This is a genomic window from Geodermatophilus sp. URMC 61, assembly GCF_052931555.1.
Genome location: NZ_JBRFHZ010000002.1, coordinates 2363325 through 2385352, shown reverse-complemented (window position 1 = coordinate 2385352; position 22028 = coordinate 2363325). Strand labels below are relative to the sequence as shown.

The window sequence follows — 22028 nt, the reverse complement described above, 5'->3', positions numbered from 1 at the left end:
GGGACGGAGCCGAGGGGCCCGGGCTCCCGGCGGCCGGGGGAGTGCCTCCCCGGCCGCCGGTCCGCCTCACGGCAGCTGCAGCACCTGACCGGCCGAGATCCGGTTCGGGTCGCTGAGCTGGTCGTCGTTGGCGGCGTACAGCGCCTGCCAGCCACCGGCGACGCCCTGCTGCTGGGCGATCGTGCCCAGCGTGTCACCGGCCTGGACGGTGTAGGTACCCCCGCCGGCCGCTGCCGGGGCCGGCGCGGCCACCGGGGCAGCGGCGATGGGAGCCGCGCCGGCCTCGGGAGCGGAGGGGTTGAGACCCTTGCCGCAGGTCGGCCAGGCGCCCGGGCCCTGGGCGTCGAGCGTGCGCTCGGCGACGGCGATCTGCTGCGCCTTGGTGGCCAGGTGGGCGTTGGACGCGTACTGGTGGCCACCGAACGCGGCCCAGGTGCTCGCGCTGAACTGCAGGCCGCCGTAGTAGCCGTTGCCGGTGTTGATGGCCCAGTTGCCGCCGGACTCGCACTGGGCGACGGCGTCCCAGTTGTTGGGGGCGGCCGCCGAGGCCGGGGCGGCCAGGACGCCGAGGGAGACGGCGGCGGCACCGCCGAGCACCACGGCACCACGGCGCAGGGCGCGTGCGGACGTGCGGGCAGGAGAGGACGAACGCATGGGGGACTCCCGATCCGCCGCCTGCGAGGTGAGCTGTCGGGTTCGGAGCGATCGGTGCCCCGGCCGTGCGCACACGGCTTCACCCCGAGGTGCCCGGCCGGACCGGCCGGGCACCGAGATGGGTCCCCCACCCCCGTCCTGGCTGTGCAGGAGGTACGGCGGCCGACGGACGGGGTTCGGCGGATCGGCTCCGGCACCCGGTTCCGGATGGGGGTGCCCGGACAAGGTAACGGTCAGGTCACGGCGGCACACCCCGTGCCCCACGGGCAACTCGGGTGACACGGCCGGCCGTCGGCGCCGGGACCGGGCGGATCACCTGGTCACGTCCCCGCGTGGGCACGTGCCCACGCGGGGACGTGAGGTCCGTCTCACCTCGGCCCCGCGCCCCGGCCCTGGACCCCTGCAGGCACGAGGACCCCGTCCTCCTCACCGCTCACGAGCTCGCGGCGAGCCTCGGGACGGGACCTGGGGCGAGCCTGCGAGATGGTGGGGGCAGGGGTCCTGCTACCGCTTCAGTCGCGGACCAGGAGCGCGACCGGGAGCCGGTCGAGCAGCCCGGCCACCGGCAGCCCGTCGGCGTCGGAGACGAACCGCCCGCCGGTGAGCAGGTCCCGCCAGGCCCCGGTCGGCAGCTGCAGCGCGGTGTCGCCCCACCCGGTGATCGACAGGCCCACGGGCAGCCGGGTCGCCACGGGCACCACACCGCCCCGGTCGAAGGCGACCACGTGGTCGGAGGCGACCCCGGTCGCCGTCACCGGCTCGTACCCGGTGAACCACTCCGGGTGCTCCCGGCGGGCGCGCAGCACGCGGGAGACGACGAGCAGCTTGGCCGCGCCGGTCTCGTCGACCGTGGGGACCTCGCCGGCGTCCAGCCGGGCCAGCAGCCTCCGCCGCAGGTCGTGGTCGACCGGACGGCGGTTGTCCGGGTCGACCAGCGAGAGGTCCCACAGCTCGGTGCCCTGGTAGACGTCCGGGACGCCGGGCATCGTCAGCTGCAGCAGCTTCTGCGCCAGCGAGTTGGACCGGCCGAACGGCGCGATGCGGGCGACGAACCGCTCGATCTCGGAGCTGGTCCGCTCGTCGTCGAAGGCCGCGTCGACCATCTCGTGCAGAGCGGTCTCGAACTCCTCGTCGACGTCGGTCCACGTCGTCGACGTCCCCGCCTCGCGGGCCGCCTTCTCCGCGTAGCCGTGCGCCCGCTCGCGCGACAGCGGCCAGGCGCCGACCAGGTTCTGCCACACCAGGTGCGCCAGCGGGCGGTCGGGCAGCGGGTGCCGGGTCAGCAGCCCGCGGACCAGGTCGGCCCACTCGGCCCCGAGCTCGGCGAGCACGGCCAGCCGGGCTCGGGTGTCCTCGCTGCGCTTGGTGTCGTGGGTCGACAGCGTGGTCATCGACTGGGGCTTGCGCTCCAGTCGGCGCTGCTGCGCCTCGTGGAACTCCTGCACCGTGCTGCCGAACCGCGCCGGGTCCCCGCCGACCTCGTTGAGCATCACGAACCGCGCCCACCGGTAGTAGGCGCTGTCCTCGACCCCCTTGGCCATGACCGGACCGCTGGTCTGCTCGAAGCGGGTCGCCGCCTCGGTCCCGGCCTGGGAGAGCACCGGGTGCAGCGCGTCCAGCGCGGCGGAGAGGTCGGGACGGCGCTCCCGCACCGCGGCCACGGTGGCGTCGAGGTGCTCGCGGCCGTCGGGGAGGTAGGTGCGGTAGACCGGGAAGCTGGCCAGCAGCTCGGCCAGCGCCTCGGTCTGCTGCTCCCGGTCGATGCCGGGCAGCTCGCCGATCACCCGCACCAGCCGGGCCACCTCCGAGCCGAGGATCCCGTCGGTCACCTCGCGCTTGCAGTCGTGCACCAGCTGCGCGTAGTCGACCGGGGCGCCGGTGAGCTCGGTGTCCAGCGCGCTGAGCACCGCCTCGCCGGCCGGGTCGACCAGCACGTCGTCGACCTCGGCGAGGGCGTCGTAGCCCGTCGTCCCGGCGGTCCGCCACGACTCCGGCAGGTCCTCCCCGGGCTCGAGGATCTTCTCCACCACGGTCCACCGGCCGCCGGAGGCCTCGGCCAGCCGGTCGAGGTAGCCCTTGGGGTCGGCCAGGCCGTCGGGGTGGTCGATGCGCAGCCCGTCGACCGCGCCCTCCTCGACCAGCCGCAGGACGAGCCGGTGCGTCGTCTCGAAGACCGCCGGGTCCTCCGTGCGCAGCCCGGCGAGGGTGTTGATCGCGAAGAACCGGCGGTAGTTGAGGTCGCGGTCGGCGCGCCGCCAGTCGACCAGCTCGTAGTGCTGCCGGTCGTGCACCTCCTGCGGCGTCCCGTGCTCGGTGCCCGGCGCGACGGGGAAGCGGTTGTCGTAGTAGTGCAGCTCCGGGGCAGCGTCCTCCCCACCCGCCCCCTCGACGACCTCGAGCTTCTCGACGTCGTCCGCCGACCCGAGCACCGGGATGCGCACCCGGCCGCCGCCGAAGTCCCAGTCGACGTCGAAGGCGGCCGCGTGCGCGCTGTCCCGCCCGTGCTTCAGCACGTCCCACCACCAGGGCGCCTCGGCCGGGTCGGCGATGCCCATGTGGTTGGGCACCAGGTCCAGCACCAGCCCGAGGCCGTGCTCGTGCAGCGCGGCGACCAGCCGGTCGAAGCCGGGCCGACCGCCGCGCGACTCGTCGATGTGCGCGTGGTCGACGGTGTCGTAGCCGTGCGTGCTGCCCGACGCCGACCGCAGCAGCGGTGAGGCGTAGGCGTGGCTCACGCCCAGGTCGGCGAGGTACCCGGCCAGCGACGCGGCGTCGTCCAGCGTGAAGTCGGCGGTGACCTGCAGCCGGTAGGTCCCGGTGGGGACGGCGCGGCGGCGGGCCGCGCCGTCCATCGGCTCGCTCACGAGCGGCGGGGGGCGCTGAGCACGACCATCGAGCGGTCCTGCACCGTCACCGTCTCGCCGGCCTTGAGCTCCCGCGGCTCGACCTCACCCATCTCCGCGGTGTCGAGCACCACGGTCCACGCGGCCACGGCGTACTCCTCCGACGGCAGGGTGAACTCGATCGGCTCGTGGTGGGCGTTGAAGGCCAGGTAGAAGTGGTCGTCGACCACGTACTCCCCGCGCTCGTCGGTCTCCCGGATGCCGTGCCCGTTGAGGTACATGCCGATCGTCCTGGCGTAGCCGGCGTCCCAGTCGTCCTCGGTCATCAGGTCGCCGGACGGAGTGAGCCAGGCGACGTCCTGCACCGGGTCGCCCTCGCCCCGGCGCACCGGGCGGCCGTGGAAGAACCGGCGGCGGCGGAACGTCGGGTGCTCGCGGCGCAACCGGGTCACCGCCTTGGTGAACTCCTGCAACCCCTCGTCGACCTCGTCCCAGTGGATCCAGGTCAGCGGGGAGTCCTGGCAGTAGCCGTTGTTGTTGCCCTGCTGGGTGCGGCCCAGCTCGTCACCGTGCAGCAGCATCGGGACGCCCTGGCTGAGCATCAGCGTGGCCAGGAAGTTGCGCCGCTGCCGGGCGCGCAGGTGGAGGACCTTCTTGTCGACGGTCGGGCCCTCGACGCCGCAGTTCCAGCTGCGGTTGTGGCTCTCGCCGTCGTTGTTGCCCTCGCCGTTGGCCTCGTTGTGCTTCTCGTTGTAGGAGACCAGGTCGTTGAGGGTGAACCCGTCGTGCGCGGTGACGAAGTTGATGCTCGCCACCGGGCGCCGGCCGGAGTGCTGGTAGAGGTCGGCCGAGCCGGTGAGCCGGCTGGCGAACTCGCCGATCGTGGAGGGCTCGCCGCGCCAGAAGTCCCGGACGGTGTCGCGGTACTTGCCGTTCCACTCGGTCCACAGGGCCGGGAAGTTGCCGACCTGGTAGCCGCCCTCACCGACGTCCCACGGCTCGGCGATGAGCTTGACCTGGCTGACCACCGGGTCCTGGTGCACCAGGTCGAAGAAGGCCGACAGCCGGTCGACGGCGTGCAGCTCGCGGGCCAGCGTGGAGGCCAGGTCGAAGCGGAAGCCGTCGACGTGCATCTCGGTGATCCAGTACCGCAGCGAGTCCATGATCAGCTGCAGCGCCTGCGGGGTGCGGGCGTTGAGCGAGTTCCCGGTGCCCGTGTAGTCCATGTAGTACTGCGGGTCGTCCTCGACCAGCCGGTAGTAGGCCCGGTTGTCGATGCCCTTGAACGACAGCGTGGGGCCGAGGTGGTTGCCCTCGGCGGTGTGGTTGTAGACCACGTCGAGGATGACCTCGATGCCCGCCTCGTGCAGGGTGCGGACCATCCCCTTGAACTCCTGCACCTGCATGCCGTTGTCGGTGTTGCTCGCGTACTCGTTGTGCGGCGCGAAGAACCCGATCGTGTTGTAGCCCCAGTAGTTGCGCAGGCCCTTCTGCTGGAGCGTGTCGTCCTGCACGAACTGGTGCACCGGCATGAGCTCGATGGCGGTCACGCCGAGCTCCTGCAGGTAGGAGATGACGGCCGGGTGCGCGATGGCGGCGTAGGTGCCGCGCAGCTCCTCCGGGACGTCGGGGTGGGTCATCGTCAGGCCCTTGACATGGGCCTCGTAGATGACCGACTTGTGGTACGGCGTCCTCGGCGGTCGGTCCACACCCCAGTCGAAGTACGGGTTGACGACGACGGACTTCGGCATGTGCGCGGCCGAGTCGTCGTCGTTGCGCTCACCGCTGTCGAAGTCGTAGCCGAAGACCGAAGGGTCCCAGTCGATCGGGCCGTCGATCGCCTTCGCGTAGGGGTCGAGCAGCAGCTTGTTGGGGTTGCAGCGCAGGCCCTGGGACGGGTCGTAGGGGCCGTGCACGCGGTAGCCGTAGCGCTGCCCGGGCTGGATGCCAGGCAGGAAGGCGTGCCAGACGTAGCCGTCCATCTCGGGGAGCCGGATGCGCTCCTCGTTGCCGTCGCCGTCGAAGAGGCACAGCTCGACCTTCTCCGCGACCTCGCTGAAGATCGCGAAGTTCGTGCCGGTGCCGTCGTAGGTCGCGCCGAGGGGGTAGGCGGTTCCAGGCCACACCTGGTTCATGGACGAGGTCCTCCTGTGCTGGCGCCCCCGGGAGCCGGGGGCCGGTGGCCTCCCCGCCGCGAGGCGTCGTCGGGGAGGTCGGTTCGCGTGGTGTTCCGGACCGTCCTGCCCGGGCGCGCCGCCGTCCAACCCTCTCCGAGGTCACTGCGCGGAGACGTCGCTCACGTCCCCGGAGGGAGGGGCCGTGTCGGGACGACGACGCCCCCCGCGGAGGTCTCCGTGGGGGGCGTCGTGCGCAGGTCCGGCCGGGGCAGTGACGCCGGGTCCGACCTCGTCCTGGGCGCAGGGCCCCGGGTGGCACTGGTCCTCGGCGGTGACCGCTCCTGCGACCGGGGACGCTAGGCGGCGACCCCAGCACGTGCAAGCACCGGACGCCAGTCCCGCCGTCCCAGTCGCCCCTCGCGTCCGCCCACGGCTCACGGACGACTTCCTGTCACTGGCGGGTCGTACCGTCGGACCCGTGCGCACGTCCACCGACCTCCGGCCCACCCGCGGTCGTTTCCGCGTCGTCAGCGAGTTCGAGCCCTCGGGCGACCAGCCGGCCGCCATCGAGGCGCTGGCCGAGCGCGTCAACTCGGGCGCGACCGACACGGTGCTGCTCGGCGCCACCGGCACCGGCAAGTCGGCGACGACGGCCTGGCTGATCGAGCAGGTCCAGCGGCCGACGCTGGTGATGGCCCCGAACAAGACGCTGGCCGCGCAGCTGGCCAACGAGTTCCGCGAGCTGCTGCCGGACAACGCCGTCGAGTACTTCGTCTCCTACTACGACTACTACCAGCCCGAGGCGTACGTCCCGCAGACCGACACCTACATCGAGAAGGACTCCTCGATCAACGAGGAGGTCGAGCGGCTCCGGCACTCCGCCACCAACAGCCTGCTCACCCGGCGCGACGTCGTCGTCGTCTCCACCGTCTCCTGCATCTACGGCCTGGGGACGCCGGAGGAGTACGTCGACCGGGCGCTGAAGATCAAGGTGGGCGAGGAGCGCGACCGCGACGAGCTGCTGCGCACCCTGGTCACCGAGCAGTACACCCGCAACGACCTCTCGTTCACCCGCGGCACCTTCCGGGTGCGGGGCGACACGATCGAGGTCTTCCCGGTGTACGAGGAGCTCGCCTGCCGGATCGAGATGTTCGGCGACGAGGTCGAGCGGCTGTACTACCTGCACCCGCTCACCGGCGAGGTGGTCCGTGAGGTCGACGAGCTGTTCGTCTTCCCGGCCACCCACTACGTCGCGGGCCCCGACCGGATGGAGCGGGCGATCGCCTCCATCGAGGCCGAGCTGGAGCAGCGGCTGGCCGAGCTGGAGCGGCAGGGCAAGCTGCTGGAGGCCCAGCGGCTGCGCATGCGCACCACCTACGACATCGAGATGATGCGCCAGGTCGGGTTCTGCTCCGGCATCGAGAACTACTCGCGGCACATCGACGGGCGCGCCCCCGGCAGCGCCGGCGCCTGCCTCATCGACTACTTCCCCGACGACTTCCTGCTGGTCATCGACGAGTCGCACGTCACCGTGCCGCAGATCGGCGGCATGTACGAGGGCGACATGAGCCGCAAGCGGACGCTGGTCGAGCACGGCTTCCGGCTGCCGTCGGCGATGGACAACCGCCCGCTGAAGTGGGAGGAGTTCACCGACCGGATCGGCCAGACCGTCTACCTGTCGGCGACACCGGGGCCCTACGAGCTCGGCCGGGTCCAGGGTGACGTGGTCGAGCAGGTCATCCGCCCGACCGGCCTGGTCGACCCGGAGGTCGTCGTCAAGCCGACCAAGGGGCAGATCGACGACCTGGTGCACGAGATCCGGGTGCGCACGGAGAAGGACGAGCGCGTCCTGGTCACCACGCTGACCAAGAAGATGGCCGAGGACCTCACCGACTACCTGCTCGAGCTGGGCATCAAGGTCCGGTACCTGCACTCGGAGGTCGACACGCTGCGCCGGGTGGAGCTGCTGCGCGAGCTGCGGCAGGGCGAGTACGACGTGCTGGTCGGCATCAACCTGCTGCGCGAGGGCCTCGACCTGCCCGAGGTGTCGCTGGTGGCCATCCTCGACGCCGACAAGGAGGGCTTCCTCCGGTCGGAGCGGTCGCTGATCCAGACGATCGGCCGTGCGGCCCGCAACGTGTCCGGCCAGGTGCACATGTACGCCGACACCATCACCCCGTCGATGACCACCGCGATCGAGGAGACGAACCGGCGGCGCGAGAAGCAGATCGCCTACAACCGCGAGCACGGCATCGACCCGCAGCCGCTGCGCAAGAAGATCGTCGACATCCTCGACGGCATCTACCGCGCCGCGGAGGACGCTGAGAGCGTCGAACTGGTCGGCGGTTCGGGCCGGCAGCAGTCGCGCGGCAAGGCGCCGGTGCCGGGACTGTCGTCGAAGAAGGCGGGCAAGGCCGGCGGCATCGACGTGCAGGGCCTGCCGCGCGCCGAGCTGGCCGACCTCATCACGCAGATGAACGAGCAGATGCTGGCCGCCGCCCGCGAGCTGCAGTTCGAGGTGGCCGCCCGGCTGCGTGACGAGCTGACCGAGCTGAAGAAGGAGCTGCGCCAGCTCGACGCCGCCCACGCCTGAGAGGACCACCCTGCCCCTGCCGCTCGGAGCAGGACCCCGTCCCCCCTTGACGGCCCCCTTGCCCCCCCGCCACTCGCAGGCTCGCGGCGGGACCCTGCAAGAGGGCCGTCAGAGCTCAGGGCGGTGCCCTGGACGGGGCCGCGGCGAGCCTCTGGACGGCGCCGGGCCGGAACGGGACCGGCGGGACCCTGCAGGATGGCCACCGTGGAGCGGGACGAACTGGTCGCCTACTGCCTGGCCAAGCGGGGCGCCGAGGAGACCTACCCGTGGGGTGACGCCGAGCTCGTGGCGAAGGTCGGCGGCAAGGCCTTCGCCTTCCTGGACCTCGACGGCGGCACCGTCGGCGTCAAGTGCGGGCGCGACGCGCAGGAGGCCGCCGAGTGGCGGGAGCGCTACCCGGGCGCGATCGCGCGGAGCTCCTACATCGGCCGCTACGGCTGGAATGCCGTCGACTGGACCGGGCCGGTGCCCGACGACGAGGTCCGCGAGCTCGTCGACGCCTCCTACGAGGCGATCATCGCCGCCCTCCCCAGGAGCAGGCGCCCGGCGGACTGAGCGAGGCGCCCCTCGCGCGCCGCAGCAGTGTGCGGTCGCGGCGGGTTCCGCGGTCCAGCCCCGCCAGAGACGTACAGCGCTCGACCAACCCCGGAGCGGCGCACCGCGTCTCCCGCCGCGAGGCCGCCACCAGGTCGGGGACGACGAGCGCCAGAGCCCGGCCGCCGTGGCGATCCGGACGGCGAGCGAGACGGACGTCGACGTGCAGATGGGTCCTCGAGGGGCCGGGTGGCCCACGCCACGCCCGGATGAGGGTGTTCTCATCGAGGGAACACCGCGCATCCCGGTAGCGTCGATGGGTAAGTAAGCCGTCCGACGGTGGCCCGCAGCGCGGGTCGGCGTCGGCGGTTCCGTGGAGGGGAGTATCCCCGCGCAGCGGCGTCGTCAGTACGAGGTCCCCATGGACCTCCGGCGCCGTTGGCCACCTCAGGGATGAGGGGCGGGAGAGACCTCGGGTCAGACACACGGCGCCTTGCGCGCCGTCGAGTCACCGGAGGTATCTGCCTTGGACGTGCCCTTCTGGGTGTGGGCTCTGACGATCGCCGCGATCGTCGGGATGCTCCTGTTGGACTTCGTCGGCCACGTGCGCACCCCGCACGCGCCGACGCTGCGTGAGTCGGCGATCTGGTCGGCGGTCTACGTCGGTATCGCCGTGGTCTTCGGCCTGCTGGTCCTGTGGTTCTCCGGCGGCCAGTACGCCGGTGAGTACTTCGCCGGGTACATCACCGAGAAGAGCCTCTCGGTCGACAACCTCTTCGTGTTCGTCCTGATCATGGCCAGCTTCGCGGTCCCGCGGGAGCTGCAGCAGAAGGTGCTGCTGTTCGGCATCGCCTTCGCCCTGGTGCTGCGGACGCTGTTCATCTTCGTCGGCGCCGCCGCCATCGAGCAGTTCAGCTGGATCTTCTACGTCTTCGGTGGGTTCCTCGTCTGGACCGCGTGGGTGCAGGCACGCGGCGGCCACTCGCACGACGAGGAGTACAAGGACAACGTCGCGCTGCGGCTGGCCCGCAAGGTCTTCCCGACCACCGACGAGTACCACTCCGACAGGATGGTAACCAAGATCCACGGCCGGCGGCACATCACCCCGCTGGCCATCGCCCTGGTCGCCATCGCGAGCGCGGACATCCTGTTCGCCGTCGACTCGATCCCGGCGATCTTCGGGCTGACCCAGGAGACCTACCTGGTCTTCACCGCCAACGCCTTCGCGCTGCTGGGTCTGCGCCAGCTGTTCTTCCTCATCGACGGCCTGCTCGACCGGCTGGTCTACCTGTCCTACGGCCTGGCCGTGATCCTCGGCTTCATCGGCGTGAAGCTGCTCATCCACGCGCTCCACGAGAACGAGCTGCCGTTCGTCAACGGCGGCGAGCACGTCACGGTGATCCCCGAGGTGCCCACCTGGCTGTCTCTGACGGTCATCCTGGCCACGCTGGTCGTGACCACGGTCGCGAGCCTGGTGAAGGACCGGCGCGACCGGGCCCGTGGCGTCGAGTCGCCCACCGGCGCGGGTGACGCGGCGGCCGGCTCCGAGGGTCCGGTGGCGCAGGGGCCCGGCGACCGCGACCCACACGCGCGCCGTGCCGACGAAGCCACGCCCTCGCCGCACGACGCGCCGGTGACCGGCGCCGTCGACGAGCACGCCGCCAGCGGCGCCACCCGCCACCGCGGCTGACCCGTCCCGCCCCACCCCACCGGGCCCGTCCTCGCCGAGGGCGGGTCCGGTGCCGTCCGCGGCCGGTCCAGCGGCGGTATCCCCGAGAACACTACGAACACTTCAGACGTCGCGTCGAAGGACGACCGGAGGGCAGGTACGGTGAGCGCCACGGCTTCAGAAGGCCGCAGCCGCTGACGGCTGCGCCGGTCCGGGGCCGCTCGATGGAGGGGAGTATCCCCCCGCGGCAGTGTCGTCATCACGAGGTCCCATGGCCTCCGGTACTGCCGATCGCCGGCCCCGCGGCCGGCGGTGGGAGAGACCTCCGGTGCTGACACCTGCCTGTCCCCGGAGGAAACCACCGAATGGAACTCCCCGTCTGGTTCGAGGTCGCGACGTTCGTGGGGCTCACGGTCCTGCTGCTCGCGGACCTGGCCATCGTCGCGCGCCGCCCGCATGAGCCCTCCGTGAAGGAGGCGAGCATCTGGGTGAGCTTCTACGTGGCACTGGCCCTGCTGTTCGGGCTGTTGCTGCTGAGCTTCACCAACGGCACGTACGCGACGGAGTTCTACGCCGGTTGGCTGACCGAGTACTCGCTGTCGGTCGACAACCTCTTCGTCTTCGTGATCATCATGGCCCGCTTCCGGGTGCCGCGGCACCTGCAGCAGGAGGCCCTGATGGTCGGCATCATCATCGCGCTGGTGCTGCGCGGCATCTTCATCCTGCTCGGCGCCGCGGTCATCGAGCGGTTCATCTGGGTCTTCTACATCTTCGGCGCGTTCCTCGTGTACACCGCGATCAACCTGGTGCGGCACCGCGGCGAGGACGAGGACTACGAGGAGAACGCCTTCATCCGGCGGATGCGCAGGGTCCTGCCGATGACCCAGGACTTCCAGGGCGCCAAGATCCGCGTCACCGAGAACGGCAAGAAGCTCTGGACGCCGATGGTGATCGTCTTCCTCGCCCTGGGGACGACGGACCTGCTCTTCGCGCTGGACAGCATCCCGGCGATCTTCGGTCTCACCCGCGAGCCGTTCATCGTCTTCACCGCGAACGTCTTCGCGCTGATGGGCCTGCGGCAGCTGTACTTCCTGCTCGGTGGCCTGCTCAAGCGGCTGGTCTACCTGTCGCTCGGCCTGGCGGTCATCCTCGCCTTCATCGGCGTGAAGCTGATCCTCGAGGCCCTGCACGAGAACAACCTGCCGTTCATCAACGGCGGCGAGCACGTCGAGTGGGTGCCGACGATCCCGATCTGGCTGTCGCTGTCGATCATCCTCGGGGTGCTGCTGCTGGCCACGGTCGCCAGCCTGGTCAAGACCCGCGGCCAGCTGCCGGACGAGGAGCCGGGTCTGGGAGCTCCCGACGTCGCGCCGGAGACCGCCGAGTCGGTCGCCACGGGTGGCCCGGCGGCCGCGGCCGCGGCCGAGTCGCGGCTCGCGACGGAGACCGATGGGGAGGGGCGTTCCCGCCGCTGAGCCCCGCGCCCGGGAAGCGCGCCGACGGTGCGCCCTGACGACCTCGCGCTGCTGCGCGCCCCCGGCGTCCCCACCGTCTCCGCGGACGGGCGCATGGCCGTCGTCGCGGTCACCCGGCCCGACCCGGGGGACGACGCGGAGCGCAGCCGGCTGTGGGCCGTGCCCACCGACGGGTCGGCGCCGGCCCGCGCGCTGACGTCCGGCCGCCGGGACACCGACCCGGTCTTCTCCCCGGACGGCCGCTGGCTGGCCTACCTGGGCGCCGAGGCCGGCGGGCCGCCGCAGCTGTACCTGCTGCCCACGGCCGGCGGCGCACCCCGCCGGCTGACCGACGCCCCACTGGGCGCCGGCCGGCCGGTCTGGTCGCCGGACTCCCGCCGGCTGGCCTGGACCGCCCGGGTGCCGCAGGTGGACCGGTCCGGCGCGGACCGCGCCAGGCAGGCGCCGTGGCTGGTCACCACGCTGCGCTGGCACGCCGAGGGCGCCGGGGTCGTCACGGACCGGCACAGCCACGTCTTCGTCCTCGACCTGCCGTGCGACGCGGAGGACGACGGGACGCCGCCGCGGCCCCGGCAGGTCACCGACGGCAGTGCCGACGACACCGACGTCACGTGGAGCCCGGACGGTGCCGAGCTGGCGTTCGTCTCCGCCCGGCACGCGCGGGCCGACCGCGACCTGGTGCAGGACGTCTACGCCGTCCCGGCCGCGGGCGGGACGCTGCGCCGGGTCACCGACGGCCGGGCGGAGTGTGCCCGGCCCGCCTACGACCCCTCCGGCGACTGGATCTGGGTGACCGCCCGGCTCGAGCTGGGTGGGGACGGGCTGGACGTCGCCGGCCGCGGCGCCACCCTGTGCCGGGTACGCGCCGCCGGCGGCGCGCTCGAGCCGGTGCTGGCCCCCGCCGCCACCGATCGGGGCGACGCGACGCCGGCCACCGTCCTGGCCGGGGGAGCGGCCCACCTCGGGGTGCGGTCGCGCGGTGCCGTCGAGCTGGTCCGCGTGCCCCTGGACGGCGGGTCGCCGGAGGCGCTGGTCGACGGGCCGTTCACCGTGCACGGGCTGGCTGCCGCCGGCGGGGTCGTCGTCGCGACGGTCGGGCACGACCGCTCGGCCGGCGAGCTGATCGCCGTCACGCCCGGCCGGCGGCGGCTGCTCACCGGCTTCGGCCGGGCGCTCGGCGCGACCGGGCGGTTGCACCGCGCGGAGGAGCGCACCGCGGTCGCGCCGGACGGCACCCAGGTGCACGGGTGGGTGACCCTGCCCGACGGACCGGGGCCGCACCCGGTGCTGCTGTACCTGTCCGACCCGCTGCACCGCCCGGAGGGCTGGTCGCTGTCGGTGGACACCCAGGTGCTGGTGTCGGCCGGCTACGCCGTCGTCCGCTGCGCACCGCGGGGCTCGCCCGGGTACGGGCAGGCGCACGCCCGCGCGGTGCGGGGCGCCGGCGGCACGGTGGACGCCGACGACGCCGCCGCGTTCCTCGACGCCGTGCTGGTCGATCCGGCGCTCGACCCCGAGCGGGTCGGGGTCATGGGCACCGGCTACGGCGGCTGGCTGGCGACCGTGCTCACCGGGCGGACGACGCGGTTCGCCGCGGCCGTCGTGGACGGGGCGCTCACCGACCCGGTGGGTCTGGTGGGCACCTCCGACGTCGGCTGGTGGTTCGTCGACCAGTACCTGGGCGCCGACCCGCCGGCCCCGTCGGCCGGGACCGCCACGCCGACCCTGGTGGTGCACGGGGAGGACGACCGGCGCTTCCCGCGTGAGCAGGGGATGCGGTGCTACGTCGACCTCAAGCGTCGCGGTGTCCCGGCGGAGCTGCTGCTCTTCCCCGCGGAGGGATCGGATCTCGGCCGTACCGGGCGGCCCCGGCACCGGATCGCCCGGCTCGAGCACCTGCTGCGCTGGTGGGCGCGCTGGCTGCCGGTCGCCCCGGACGAGGAGCTCCCGGGTGAGGTCGTGGACGGGGGACCGCCGAGCGAGGACGACGACCGGGAGCCGCTGACCGTGCGGGCGACCCGGCTGGACTGAGTCGCGGCCTGCCGTGGCCGGCGAGGGACCGCCTGCGGGACGACGCCCGGCCTGCGAGGCTGGGCCGACCCGACAGGAGGAGGTCCGCCGTGGTCGAGCGCCGCGTGCCCCGCTGGTCCGAGCTGCGCGAACTGATCCGCGTCCGCCGCCTGGCCGGCGACGCGACCGACCGCCGGCTGGCCACGGCCGCCACCGTCGCCGACCTGCGCGAGGTCGCCCGCCGCCGGGCGCCGCGCGCGGTCTTCGACTACACCGACGGCGGCGCCGGCGCGGAGATCAGCCTGCAGCGCGCGCGGGAGGCGTTCGCCCGCGTCGAGTTCCGCCCCAGCGTGCTGCGCGACGTCTCCACGGTCGACCCGTCCACGACGGTGCTGGGCCGGCCGTCGTCCCTGCCGCTGGTGTTCGCGCCGACCGGCTTCACCCGGCTCATGCACACCGAGGGGGAGTCCGCGGTCGGCCGGGTGGCCGAGCGGGTCGGCGTCCCCTACGCCCTCTCCACCATGGGGACGACGACCATCGAGGCGCTCGCGGCGGCCGCACCCGGGGCCCGCAGGTGGTTCCAGCTGTACCTGTGGCGCGACCGCGAGGCCAGCGCGGCGCTGGTCGCCCGCGCCGCAGCCGCCGGGTACGAGGCGCTGGTGCTCACCGTGGACACGCCGGTGGCCGGGCCGCGGCTGCGCGACGTCCGCAACGGCTTCACCATCCCGCCGGCGCTGACCCTGCGCACGATGGCCGACGCCGCCGTCCACCCGCGCTGGTGGGTCGACCTGCTCACCACCGAGCCGCTGGAGTTCGCCTCCCTGCGCTCCTGGGGCGGGACGGTCGCCGAGCTGGCCGATCGCGTCTTCGAGCCGGCCGCCACGCTCGCCGACCTGCGGGCGCTGCGCGGGACCTGGCGGGGCGCGCTGATCGTGAAGGGCGTGCAGACGGCGGACGACGCCCGCGCGGTGGTCGACGCCGGAGCGGACGCCGTCGTCGTCTCCAACCATGGCGGCCGCCAGCTCGACCGCGCGCCGACGCCCCTGGAGGAGCTGCCCGCGGTCGTCGCGGCGGTGGGCGACCGGGCCGAGGTCTACCTCGACGGCGGCATCCTCGACGGCGCCGACGTCGTCGCCGCGGTGGCCTGCGGCGCCCGGGCCTGCCTGGTCGGCCGCGCCTACCTCTACGGGCTGATGGCCGGCGGGGAGCGCGGCGTGCAGCGGGTCGCCGACATCCTGGCCCGCGAGGTGACGCGCACCCTCCAGCTGCTCGGCGTCCGATCGGTGGCGGAGCTGACCCCCGACCGGGTCCGGCTGCGCGGCGCCACCGGGCGGGAGGGGGAGGGCGAATTGCCCGCGGTGGCCGCGCGTCCCTAGGGTGCGGCATGGACGTCGTCGAGGTCACGCCCTCGTTCGAGCAGTACGCCTACACCTTCGGCGGCGTCGCACCCCTGATGCGGATCAGGCCGGGGACGGCGCTGCGGGTGTGGTCCGACGACGCGTTCGGCGGCGCGCTCCGCAAGACGTCCGACCTCTCCAGCGAGAAGGTCGACCTGCGCTTCGTGAACCCGCAGACCGGGCCCTTCCACGTCGAGGGCGCCGAGCCGGGGGACACCCTGGCCCTGCACTTCGTGGCGATGGAGCCGGCGCGGGACTGGGGTGCCTCGGCCGCGATCCCGTTCTTCGGCGGGCTGACCAGCACCGCGGTGACCGCGACCCTGCAGGAGGCGCTGCCGGACACCACCTGGATCTACGAGCTCGACCGCGCGGCCAACACGGTGACCTTCGCCGCCCGGCACACCGACCTGGAGATCGCCCTCCCGGTGGAGCCGATGCTCGGCACGGTCGGCGTCGCGCCGATGGGCGGCGAGGTGCGCAGCTCGCTGGTCCCCGAGCGCTTCGGCGGCAACATGGACACCACGCAGATGCGGCCCGGCACCACCTGCTTCCTCGGGGTCAACGTCGAGGGCGCGCTGTTCTCGATCGGCGACGGGCACTACCGGCAGGGCGAGGGCGAGGCCTGCGGCACCGCGGTCGAGGGCGCGATGACCACCACGCTGATCGTCGAGCTGATCAAGGGCGACGCCCCGGCCTGGCCCCGCCTGGAGGACGACAGCCACTGGATGACCGTCGGCTCCAGCCGCCCGCTCGAGGACGCGTGGCGGATCGCGCAGGTGGAGCTCGTGCGCTGGTTCCGCGACCTCCACGGGCTGCACCCGATGGACGCCTACCAGCTGCTGTCGCAGACCGTCGAGGTGCCGATCGCCAACGTCGTCGACGCGAACTACAGCACCGTGGTGAAGGCGCCGAAGGCGCTGCTGCCGCGGGCCACCGCGTACGGCGGGCTGCACGACGACCTCCGCCGCCGCGCGGCCACCCTGCTCTGACGCCCACCCGGAGGGACCCGTGGACCTGCAGCTCACCGGCTCGCGCGTGCTCGTCACCGGCGGCACCCGCGGCATCGGCCGCGCCATCGTCGAGACCTTCGTCGACGAGGGCGCCGTCGTGGAGTTCTGCGCCCGCGACGCCGCCGAGATCGAGGCGACGGAGAAGGCGATCGGCGGGCGCGGCGGCCGGGCGACCGGCGCGCAGCTCGACGTCCGGGACGGGCCGGCGCTGACCGGCTGGGTCGAGGCCGCCGCCGGCCGGCTCGGCGGGCTGGACGCCGTCGTGGCCAACGTCAGCGCGCTGGCGATCCCGGACACCGAGGAGAACTGGTACACGAGCTTCGAGGTCGACCTGATGCACACGGTGCGGCTCGCGACGGCGGCCATCCCGCACCTGGAGCGCAGTGGGCAGGGCTCGATCGTGGCCGTCTCCAGCGTCTCGGGTCGCGAGTCCGACGCCGTCTCGGGGCCGTACGGGACGATGAAGACCGGGATCGTCGGCTACGTCTCCGGCCTGGCGATGCAGCTGGCGGGACGGGGTGTGCGCGCCAACGTCGTCTCGCCGGGCAACACGTACTTCCCGGACGGCTTCTGGCAGGGCATCGAGCGCGGCGACCCCGAGTTGTTCGCGACCGCGCTCGGACTGAACCCCACCGGCCGGATGGGGACGGCGGAGGAGATGGCCCGCGCCGTGGTCTTCCTGTCCAGCCCGGTGTCGAGCTTCACGACCGGCACCAACCTCGTGGTGGACGGCGCCCTCACGCGCGGCATCCAGCTCTGAGAGGCTGCGGCATGGCGCTCATCTATCCCGTGCAGGCCGACTCCCCGGAGCCCGAGGACGGCACCGAGCCGGAGTTCGCCGAGCTGGCCGCCGACCTCTCCGACACCTGGCTGGTCGAGGTCGCCCTCAGCGACGACGGGGACGACGCGTGCTTCGGCCCGCTGACGGCCCGCGCCGCCTGGGACCTCGCGCTCGGCATCGACCAGCGCCGTCCCGGGTGGACGGTGTCCGTCGTCCCGCTGCACGTGGCCGGCACGCCGGACGAGCTGGTGGCGCTCTTCGAGGAGTGACCTACGCCGTCTCCAGGAACCGCACCGTGCCGTCGCCGGAGTGGGTGACCAGGACGCGACTCCCGTCCGGCAGCACGGCGACCCCCGTGGGTGCCGGACCGGTGGGGACCCGGGCGGTCACGGTGCCGGTCGCGGTGTCGACGACGGACACCGTGCCGTCACCGGAGTTGGCCGTGTAGAGGTGTCGCCCGTCCGGCGCGTAGGCGACGTGCTGCGGGCTCGCGCCGACCGTCGGCACCGTGGCGATGACGGTCCGGGTGGCGGTGTCGATCAGCGCGACGTCCGCGCTGGCCCGGTTCACCACCGCGACCCGGGTGCCGTCGGGGGACAGCGCGAGGGCTTCGGCGCCGGCCGGGATCGTCGCCGTGACCTCCCCGGTCGCCACGTCGAGGACCGCGACGACGTTCGCGACGGGGTCGGCGACGTAGGCGAGGCGGCCGTCGGCGCCGAGCACCACGGCGCGCGGGTTGGGCGTCGTGTCCAGGTGGCCGACCTGGACACCGATCCGCCCGTCGAGGACGTCGAGGTGGGCGCCGAGCGACATCGGCACGTAGACCCGCCGCCCGTCGGCGCTCACGGCGGCGGCGTGGGGACCGCGGCCGGTCGGGACCGTGTCGACCACGGCGCCGGAGGCGACGTCGAGGACCACGACGGCGTTCACGCCGGCCGCGGCGTCGTGGACCGACACGAAGGCGCGTCGGCCGTCCGGCGTGAACGCCACCTGCTGCGGCGGTCCCTCGGCCACCGGGACGGTGCGGACCACCTCGCTGGAGGCGGTGTCGATGACGATCACCGCGCGGGCGGCGGGGTCGGCGACGTAGGCGGTGCGGCCGTCAGGGGTGACCGCGACGTGGCTCGGCTGCGCTCCGGCCGGGACGGCGGGGCCCAGGGTGGGCGTGGCCGGGCTCGGCGCGGGGGGAGCCGGCGGGGCGGTCCCGGCGCCGACCGTCACCTGCGGTGTCGCGGCAGCCGGTGCGGTCGCCACCCCGCCGGCGGCGTCCTCCCCGTCCGGCCACAGCACCACGGCCAGGACGGCGAGCGCCAGGGCGAGGACGAGAGCGAGGGCGAGGGCGTACCGGTGGCGCCGCCTCCTGGAGTGCTTGGCCCGGTGCAGCCTCGGGTGGTGACCCGCCCGGTCGAGCCGACGGGCCCCCGGGAGGTCCGTGCCCCAGCGGTCACCGGGGCCGGTCCCGTGCGGGGGCCCGCTCGCAGGTCGGCCCGCAGGCGGCTCGGCCATGCACGGATGATGCTCCGGCAGGGCTCGCCGGGGGACCGGTCCGCTCACGGCGTCCGGGTCCGGTGCGCGGCCTCACCAGCCGCGGGCGCGCCACTCCGCGAGGTGCGGGCGCTCGGCGCCCAGCGTGGTGTCCTTCCCGTGGCCGGGGTAGACCCAGGTGTCGTCGGGCAGCGTGCCGAACAGCCGCTCCTCGACGTCGCCGATGAGGCCGGCGACGTCCTCCGGCGACCAGGTCCTGCCCACCCCCCCGGGCAGGAGGCTGTCGCCGGACCAGCAGCGCTCCGAGCGCCCTGCCGGGGCCCGGCCTCACCGAGGGTGATGCCGTCGCCAGTCCGCAGCGCGTGCCCCGATCGTGACCCGCGGGATGACGCCTGATCGATCACCAGCGGTTGGATGCCTGTCGCCGACGGGCTTCGGCTCACCGTGCCGATCGGACCGGCCTGATGGCCAACGCGCCGAGTGCAGCGAAGAGCGCGGCGACGATGAACAACGCCACGTAGTTGCTGCCCGTCCCGTTGCCGAGGACGGGGATGGCGAGGAAGAGCGGGGCCACCGCCGGTGCCACCGCCGGGGGGAGCGCGGTCGCCACGTTGAAGACCGCCATCTCCTTCGCGGCCTCGTCCGGGTTCGGGAGGACGTCGGTGACCAGCGCGAGGTCGACGGCGAGGTACACCCCCTCGCCGATCCCCGTGACCGCCATGCCCACGAGGAAGACGGTGAACGACTCGGCGAATGCGATGACGGCGAGGCCGACGGCGTAGAGGCCGGCAGCGACGCTGATGAAGACCTTCCGGCGGTCCAGCCGGTCCGACAGCCAGCCACCGACCGGGCTGGCGGCGAAGACGAAGGCGTAGTGGACCAGGGTGGAGAAGGCGACGAGGGTGGCCACCCGTTCCAGCGGGATCCGTAGTTGGTCGATCAGGTAGTACGCCTGGAACGTCACCAGGGTGGAGACCCCCATGAAGACCAGGAACCGGCTCAGCCAGGTCCACCCGAAGTCCGGGTACCGACGCGGGCTCACCCAGTAGCTGCTGAGGAACTCCCTCCAGTCGAACCTGGGCAGTCGCCGTGCGTCTTCCTGGCGCAGTCGGCGGTCCGTGTAGGCCGTCAGGAGCAGCCCTACGCCGATCACGAGGACGACCGCCGGCGCCAGGAACAGCAGGAACGGCCTGGTGGTGAACGCCTGCGCGAGGCCGGCGCCGCCCACCGCGCCGACGGGGATGCCCATGCCCAGGAGGCCGGAGACCCTGCCCCGCTGGTGGTGGGGCACGTGGTCCGGCAGCAGGGAGGTCAGCGCCGCGATCGTCGCGTTCAGCCCGACGGTCGCGACACACCAGCCGAGCAGGATGAGCACGACGGTGGTGGAGGAGGCGATCACCACCAGCCCCAGGATCGTGATGACGACGCCGGCGACGATCCAGGGCTTCCGCATCCCGAGCCGGGATGTGGTGCGGTCGCTGAGCTTGCCGACCAGCGGGTTCGCGACGACGCCCACGATCCCTGCCACGCCGAGGACCAGCGCCAGCGCACCAGCCCGTTCGCCCTCGGGGAGGAGGGGGGCCAGGTGGACGGACAGCGCGATGACCGTCGGGGTCAGCAGGGTCATCCACAGCCCGAAGTAGGCGATGGCGAACGGGACGACGAAGCGCGCTCCGACCGGCGTGGTCGGCGGCTGGAACCCCGTCGCGGACCCGCTCGAGGCGACGGTGGCCGAGGCTCCATCCTGCGATGCGTCCATGTGGTCGTCCTCTCCTGCAGCTCGTGGCGGTCTGTCGTCAGACGGGTGCGAGGGGATGTCCGCCACAGCAAAGGGCCTGGCGCGGCCGAGCGGAAGCGGGCTGCACGCGCTCGCGTGCGGCGATGTCACCGCAGTGGGAGCGGGGCTCGGGTCGGGCCCGGTCGACCGCAGGAGACGCCGTGCCCCGGCCATCGGGATGAACTCGGGCGGACCTGGGCGAACCCGCGGCCGACGCCTGGGGGTCAAGGGCTCGGGGTCGTGATGACACTCTGGCGAGGACTGCGTAGGAGTGGGTGGTCCGGCCGCCCCGGCAGTTGGGCAGCAGGCTGTTGCGCAACTACCGGCTCGTGTCGGGACTGGTCATTCCCTGCCATCTGCCCGCCATACGGCGACGGTGGGTGGCGCAGCAGTGACCGCCGTTCGTGGACGACCCCCGCCTCCGCAGGCATCGTCCGGCAAGGCGAGCAGGAGGGCACGAAGGCCTCGAGTTCGCGGGCGCAGCATGGATCCTCACCGCGGCGGACTCGGGTCGTCTGCGGCGGCATCGTCTCCGAGCGGGGAATCGTCGTCACGGCGACCTCGGCCACGTACCGCGTGATCGGGTGATCCGCGCCGAGCGTCCGGAGGCAGCGCGGCAGGGTGTCCTCGCCTGGGGCACGAGCCGCCCCGGTCTCGCCCAGCCCGGCCAGGGTGCCGGTCGCGCGCCACTGAGAAGGCCGAGCGTCGAACCAGCCGCCCTGATACGGGGGAGTTCACCGTTCTCACGACGAGGCGCACGAGCTCCGTCGCCCAGGGGACGGCGCAGGAGGCTGGTGGTACGAGCACGACGGGAGCTACCACTGGACCACGTGGGCGTGGACAGGCGCCGGCGTCTCGTCGATCCCGCGCCAGGAGGCCCCGGACGATGCGATGGCCCGACCGGTCTCGGTGATGGGGCCGGTTCACAGGCCCTGGCCTCGGTGACAGCGCCGAGTGCTATCGGCTGGTCTCTCCTCCGACCCGGGGCGGCGCGTCCGCCCGTGTGGGGCCGCTACCAGCCCCGGGCCCGCCACTCGCCCAGGTGGGGTCGCTCCACCCCGAGCGTGGTGTCCTTCCCATGGCCGGGGTAGACCCAGGCGTCGTCCGGCAGCGCGCCGAAGATCCGCTCCTCCAGGTCGTCCATGAGGGAACGGAAGTCCTCGGGAGTTGTTGTCCTCCCAGGACCCCCCGGGAAGAGGCTGTCGCCGGTGAAGAGGTGCGTGCCGGCGCCCTCCGGCCCGCGCCAGAGCAGCGCGATGCTGCCCGGCGTGTGCCCGCGCAGGTGGATGACCTCGAGCGTGTGCCCGCCGACCCGGACCGTGTCCCCGTGCACCACCGGCCGCTGGACGGGCACGGGCAGCTCGTCGGCGTCGGCCGGGTGCGCGACGGTGACGGCGCCGGTCATCTCGACCACCTGGGGCAGGGCGCGGTGGTGGTCCCAGTGCCCGTGCGTGGTGACGACGGTGCGCACGTCGGCGTCCCCGATGAGCGCGCGCAGCGCCTCGGGCTCGGCCGCGGCGTCGACGAGCAGTGCCTCACCGGTCTGCGGGTCGCGCAGCAGGTAGGCGTTGTTGGCCATCTCGCTGACCGCCAGTTTGCTGATCGTCAGCCCCGGCAGCTCCCGGACGTCGGCCGGTCCTCCCACCTGGACGTCGCCGGTGTAGCCCATCCCCAGCCTCCCGT

At 73.2% G+C, this 22028-nt stretch carries 16 protein-coding genes and 1 riboswitch; of the genes, 9 read left to right on the top strand and 7 right to left on the bottom strand.

The features are described from left to right. Positions 1–66: 66 nt before the first annotated feature. From ACU610_RS10925 to glgX, 3 genes are all read right to left on the bottom strand, one after another. Positions 67–654 (bottom strand): transglycosylase family protein, encoded by a 588-nt coding sequence (locus ACU610_RS10925; RefSeq protein WP_446767734.1) that lies wholly within the window; start codon positions 652–654, stop codon positions 67–69. A gap of 3 nt (positions 655–657) precedes the next feature. Further along, a riboswitch (cyclic di-AMP (ydaO/yuaA leader) is annotated at positions 658–825 on the bottom strand. A gap of 341 nt (positions 826–1166) precedes the next feature. Further along, positions 1167–3518, bottom strand: coding sequence for a malto-oligosyltrehalose synthase (gene treY, locus ACU610_RS10920; RefSeq protein ID WP_446767733.1), 2352 nt, complete (start codon positions 3516–3518; stop codon positions 1167–1169). Continuing rightward, positions 3515–5632 carry a glycogen debranching protein GlgX gene (glgX, locus tag ACU610_RS10915; RefSeq protein ID WP_446767732.1) on the bottom strand — a complete coding sequence of 706 codons (2118 nt, stop codon included), beginning with the start codon at positions 5630–5632 and terminating at the stop codon, positions 3515–3517. Before glgX ends, treY begins: the two co-directional genes overlap by 4 nt. 460 nt (positions 5633–6092) lie before the next feature. Between glgX and uvrB the strand changes: the two genes are divergently transcribed. The 9 genes from uvrB (at position 6093) to ACU610_RS10870 (ending at position 17352) form a co-directional block, all read left to right on the top strand. Then, on the top strand, positions 6093–8207 hold the full coding sequence (uvrB, locus tag ACU610_RS10910; RefSeq protein WP_446767731.1) for an excinuclease ABC subunit UvrB: 2115 nt from the start codon (positions 6093–6095) through the stop codon (positions 8205–8207). Between the two features lie 204 nt (positions 8208–8411). After that, positions 8412–8762, top strand: a complete 351-nt coding sequence (locus ACU610_RS10905; protein WP_446767730.1) for an MmcQ/YjbR family DNA-binding protein — start codon at positions 8412–8414, stop codon at positions 8760–8762. Positions 8763–9273: 511 nt separating this feature from the next. Further along, the gene (locus tag ACU610_RS10900) at positions 9274–10431 is read left to right on the top strand and encodes a TerC family protein (protein ID WP_446770717.1); all 1158 of its coding nucleotides are present in this window, start codon (positions 9274–9276) and stop codon (positions 10429–10431) included. A 344-nt stretch (positions 10432–10775) separates the two neighbouring features. Beyond that, positions 10776–11885 carry a TerC family protein gene (locus ACU610_RS10895; protein ID WP_446767729.1) on the top strand — a complete coding sequence of 370 codons (1110 nt, stop codon included), beginning with the start codon at positions 10776–10778 and terminating at the stop codon, positions 11883–11885. Positions 11886–11912: 27 nt separating this feature from the next. Further along, the gene (locus ACU610_RS10890; RefSeq protein WP_446767728.1) at positions 11913–13916 is read left to right on the top strand and encodes a S9 family peptidase; all 2004 of its coding nucleotides are present in this window, start codon (positions 11913–11915) and stop codon (positions 13914–13916) included. Positions 13917–14005: 89 nt separating this feature from the next. Next, positions 14006–15271, top strand: a complete 1266-nt coding sequence (locus ACU610_RS10885) for an alpha-hydroxy acid oxidase (RefSeq protein WP_446767727.1) — start codon at positions 14006–14008, stop codon at positions 15269–15271. Positions 15272–15279: 8 nt separating this feature from the next. Then, positions 15280–16281, top strand: a complete 1002-nt coding sequence (locus ACU610_RS10880) for an acetamidase/formamidase family protein (protein WP_446767726.1) — start codon at positions 15280–15282, stop codon at positions 16279–16281. 19 nt (positions 16282–16300) lie between these two features. Beyond that, a complete protein-coding gene (locus ACU610_RS10875) occupies positions 16301–17062 on the top strand; it encodes an SDR family NAD(P)-dependent oxidoreductase (RefSeq protein ID WP_446767725.1) in 762 nt (253 codons plus the stop codon). A gap of 11 nt (positions 17063–17073) precedes the next feature. Beyond that, positions 17074–17352, top strand: coding sequence for a hypothetical protein (locus ACU610_RS10870; protein WP_446767724.1), 279 nt, complete (start codon positions 17074–17076; stop codon positions 17350–17352). 1 nt (position 17353) lies between these two features. On the opposite strand, the gene ACU610_RS10865 is transcribed toward ACU610_RS10870, so the two are convergent. The 4 genes from ACU610_RS10865 to ACU610_RS10850 form a co-directional block, all read right to left on the bottom strand. After that, complete coding sequence (locus ACU610_RS10865; protein ID WP_446767723.1) at positions 17354–18589, bottom strand: cytochrome D1 domain-containing protein; 1236 nt, start codon at positions 18587–18589, stop codon at positions 17354–17356. Between the two features lie 72 nt (positions 18590–18661). Continuing rightward, positions 18662–18832 carry a hypothetical protein gene (locus ACU610_RS10860; RefSeq protein WP_446767722.1) on the bottom strand — a complete coding sequence of 57 codons (171 nt, stop codon included), beginning with the start codon at positions 18830–18832 and terminating at the stop codon, positions 18662–18664. Between the two features lie 175 nt (positions 18833–19007). After that, positions 19008–20327: an MFS transporter gene (locus ACU610_RS10855; protein ID WP_446767721.1), complete on the bottom strand. Its 1320-nt coding sequence runs from the start codon at positions 20325–20327 to the stop codon at positions 19008–19010. Positions 20328–21357: 1030 nt separating this feature from the next. Then, positions 21358–22014: an MBL fold metallo-hydrolase gene (locus ACU610_RS10850; RefSeq protein ID WP_446767720.1), complete on the bottom strand. Its 657-nt coding sequence runs from the start codon at positions 22012–22014 to the stop codon at positions 21358–21360. Between the last annotated feature and the right edge of the window lie 14 nt (positions 22015–22028).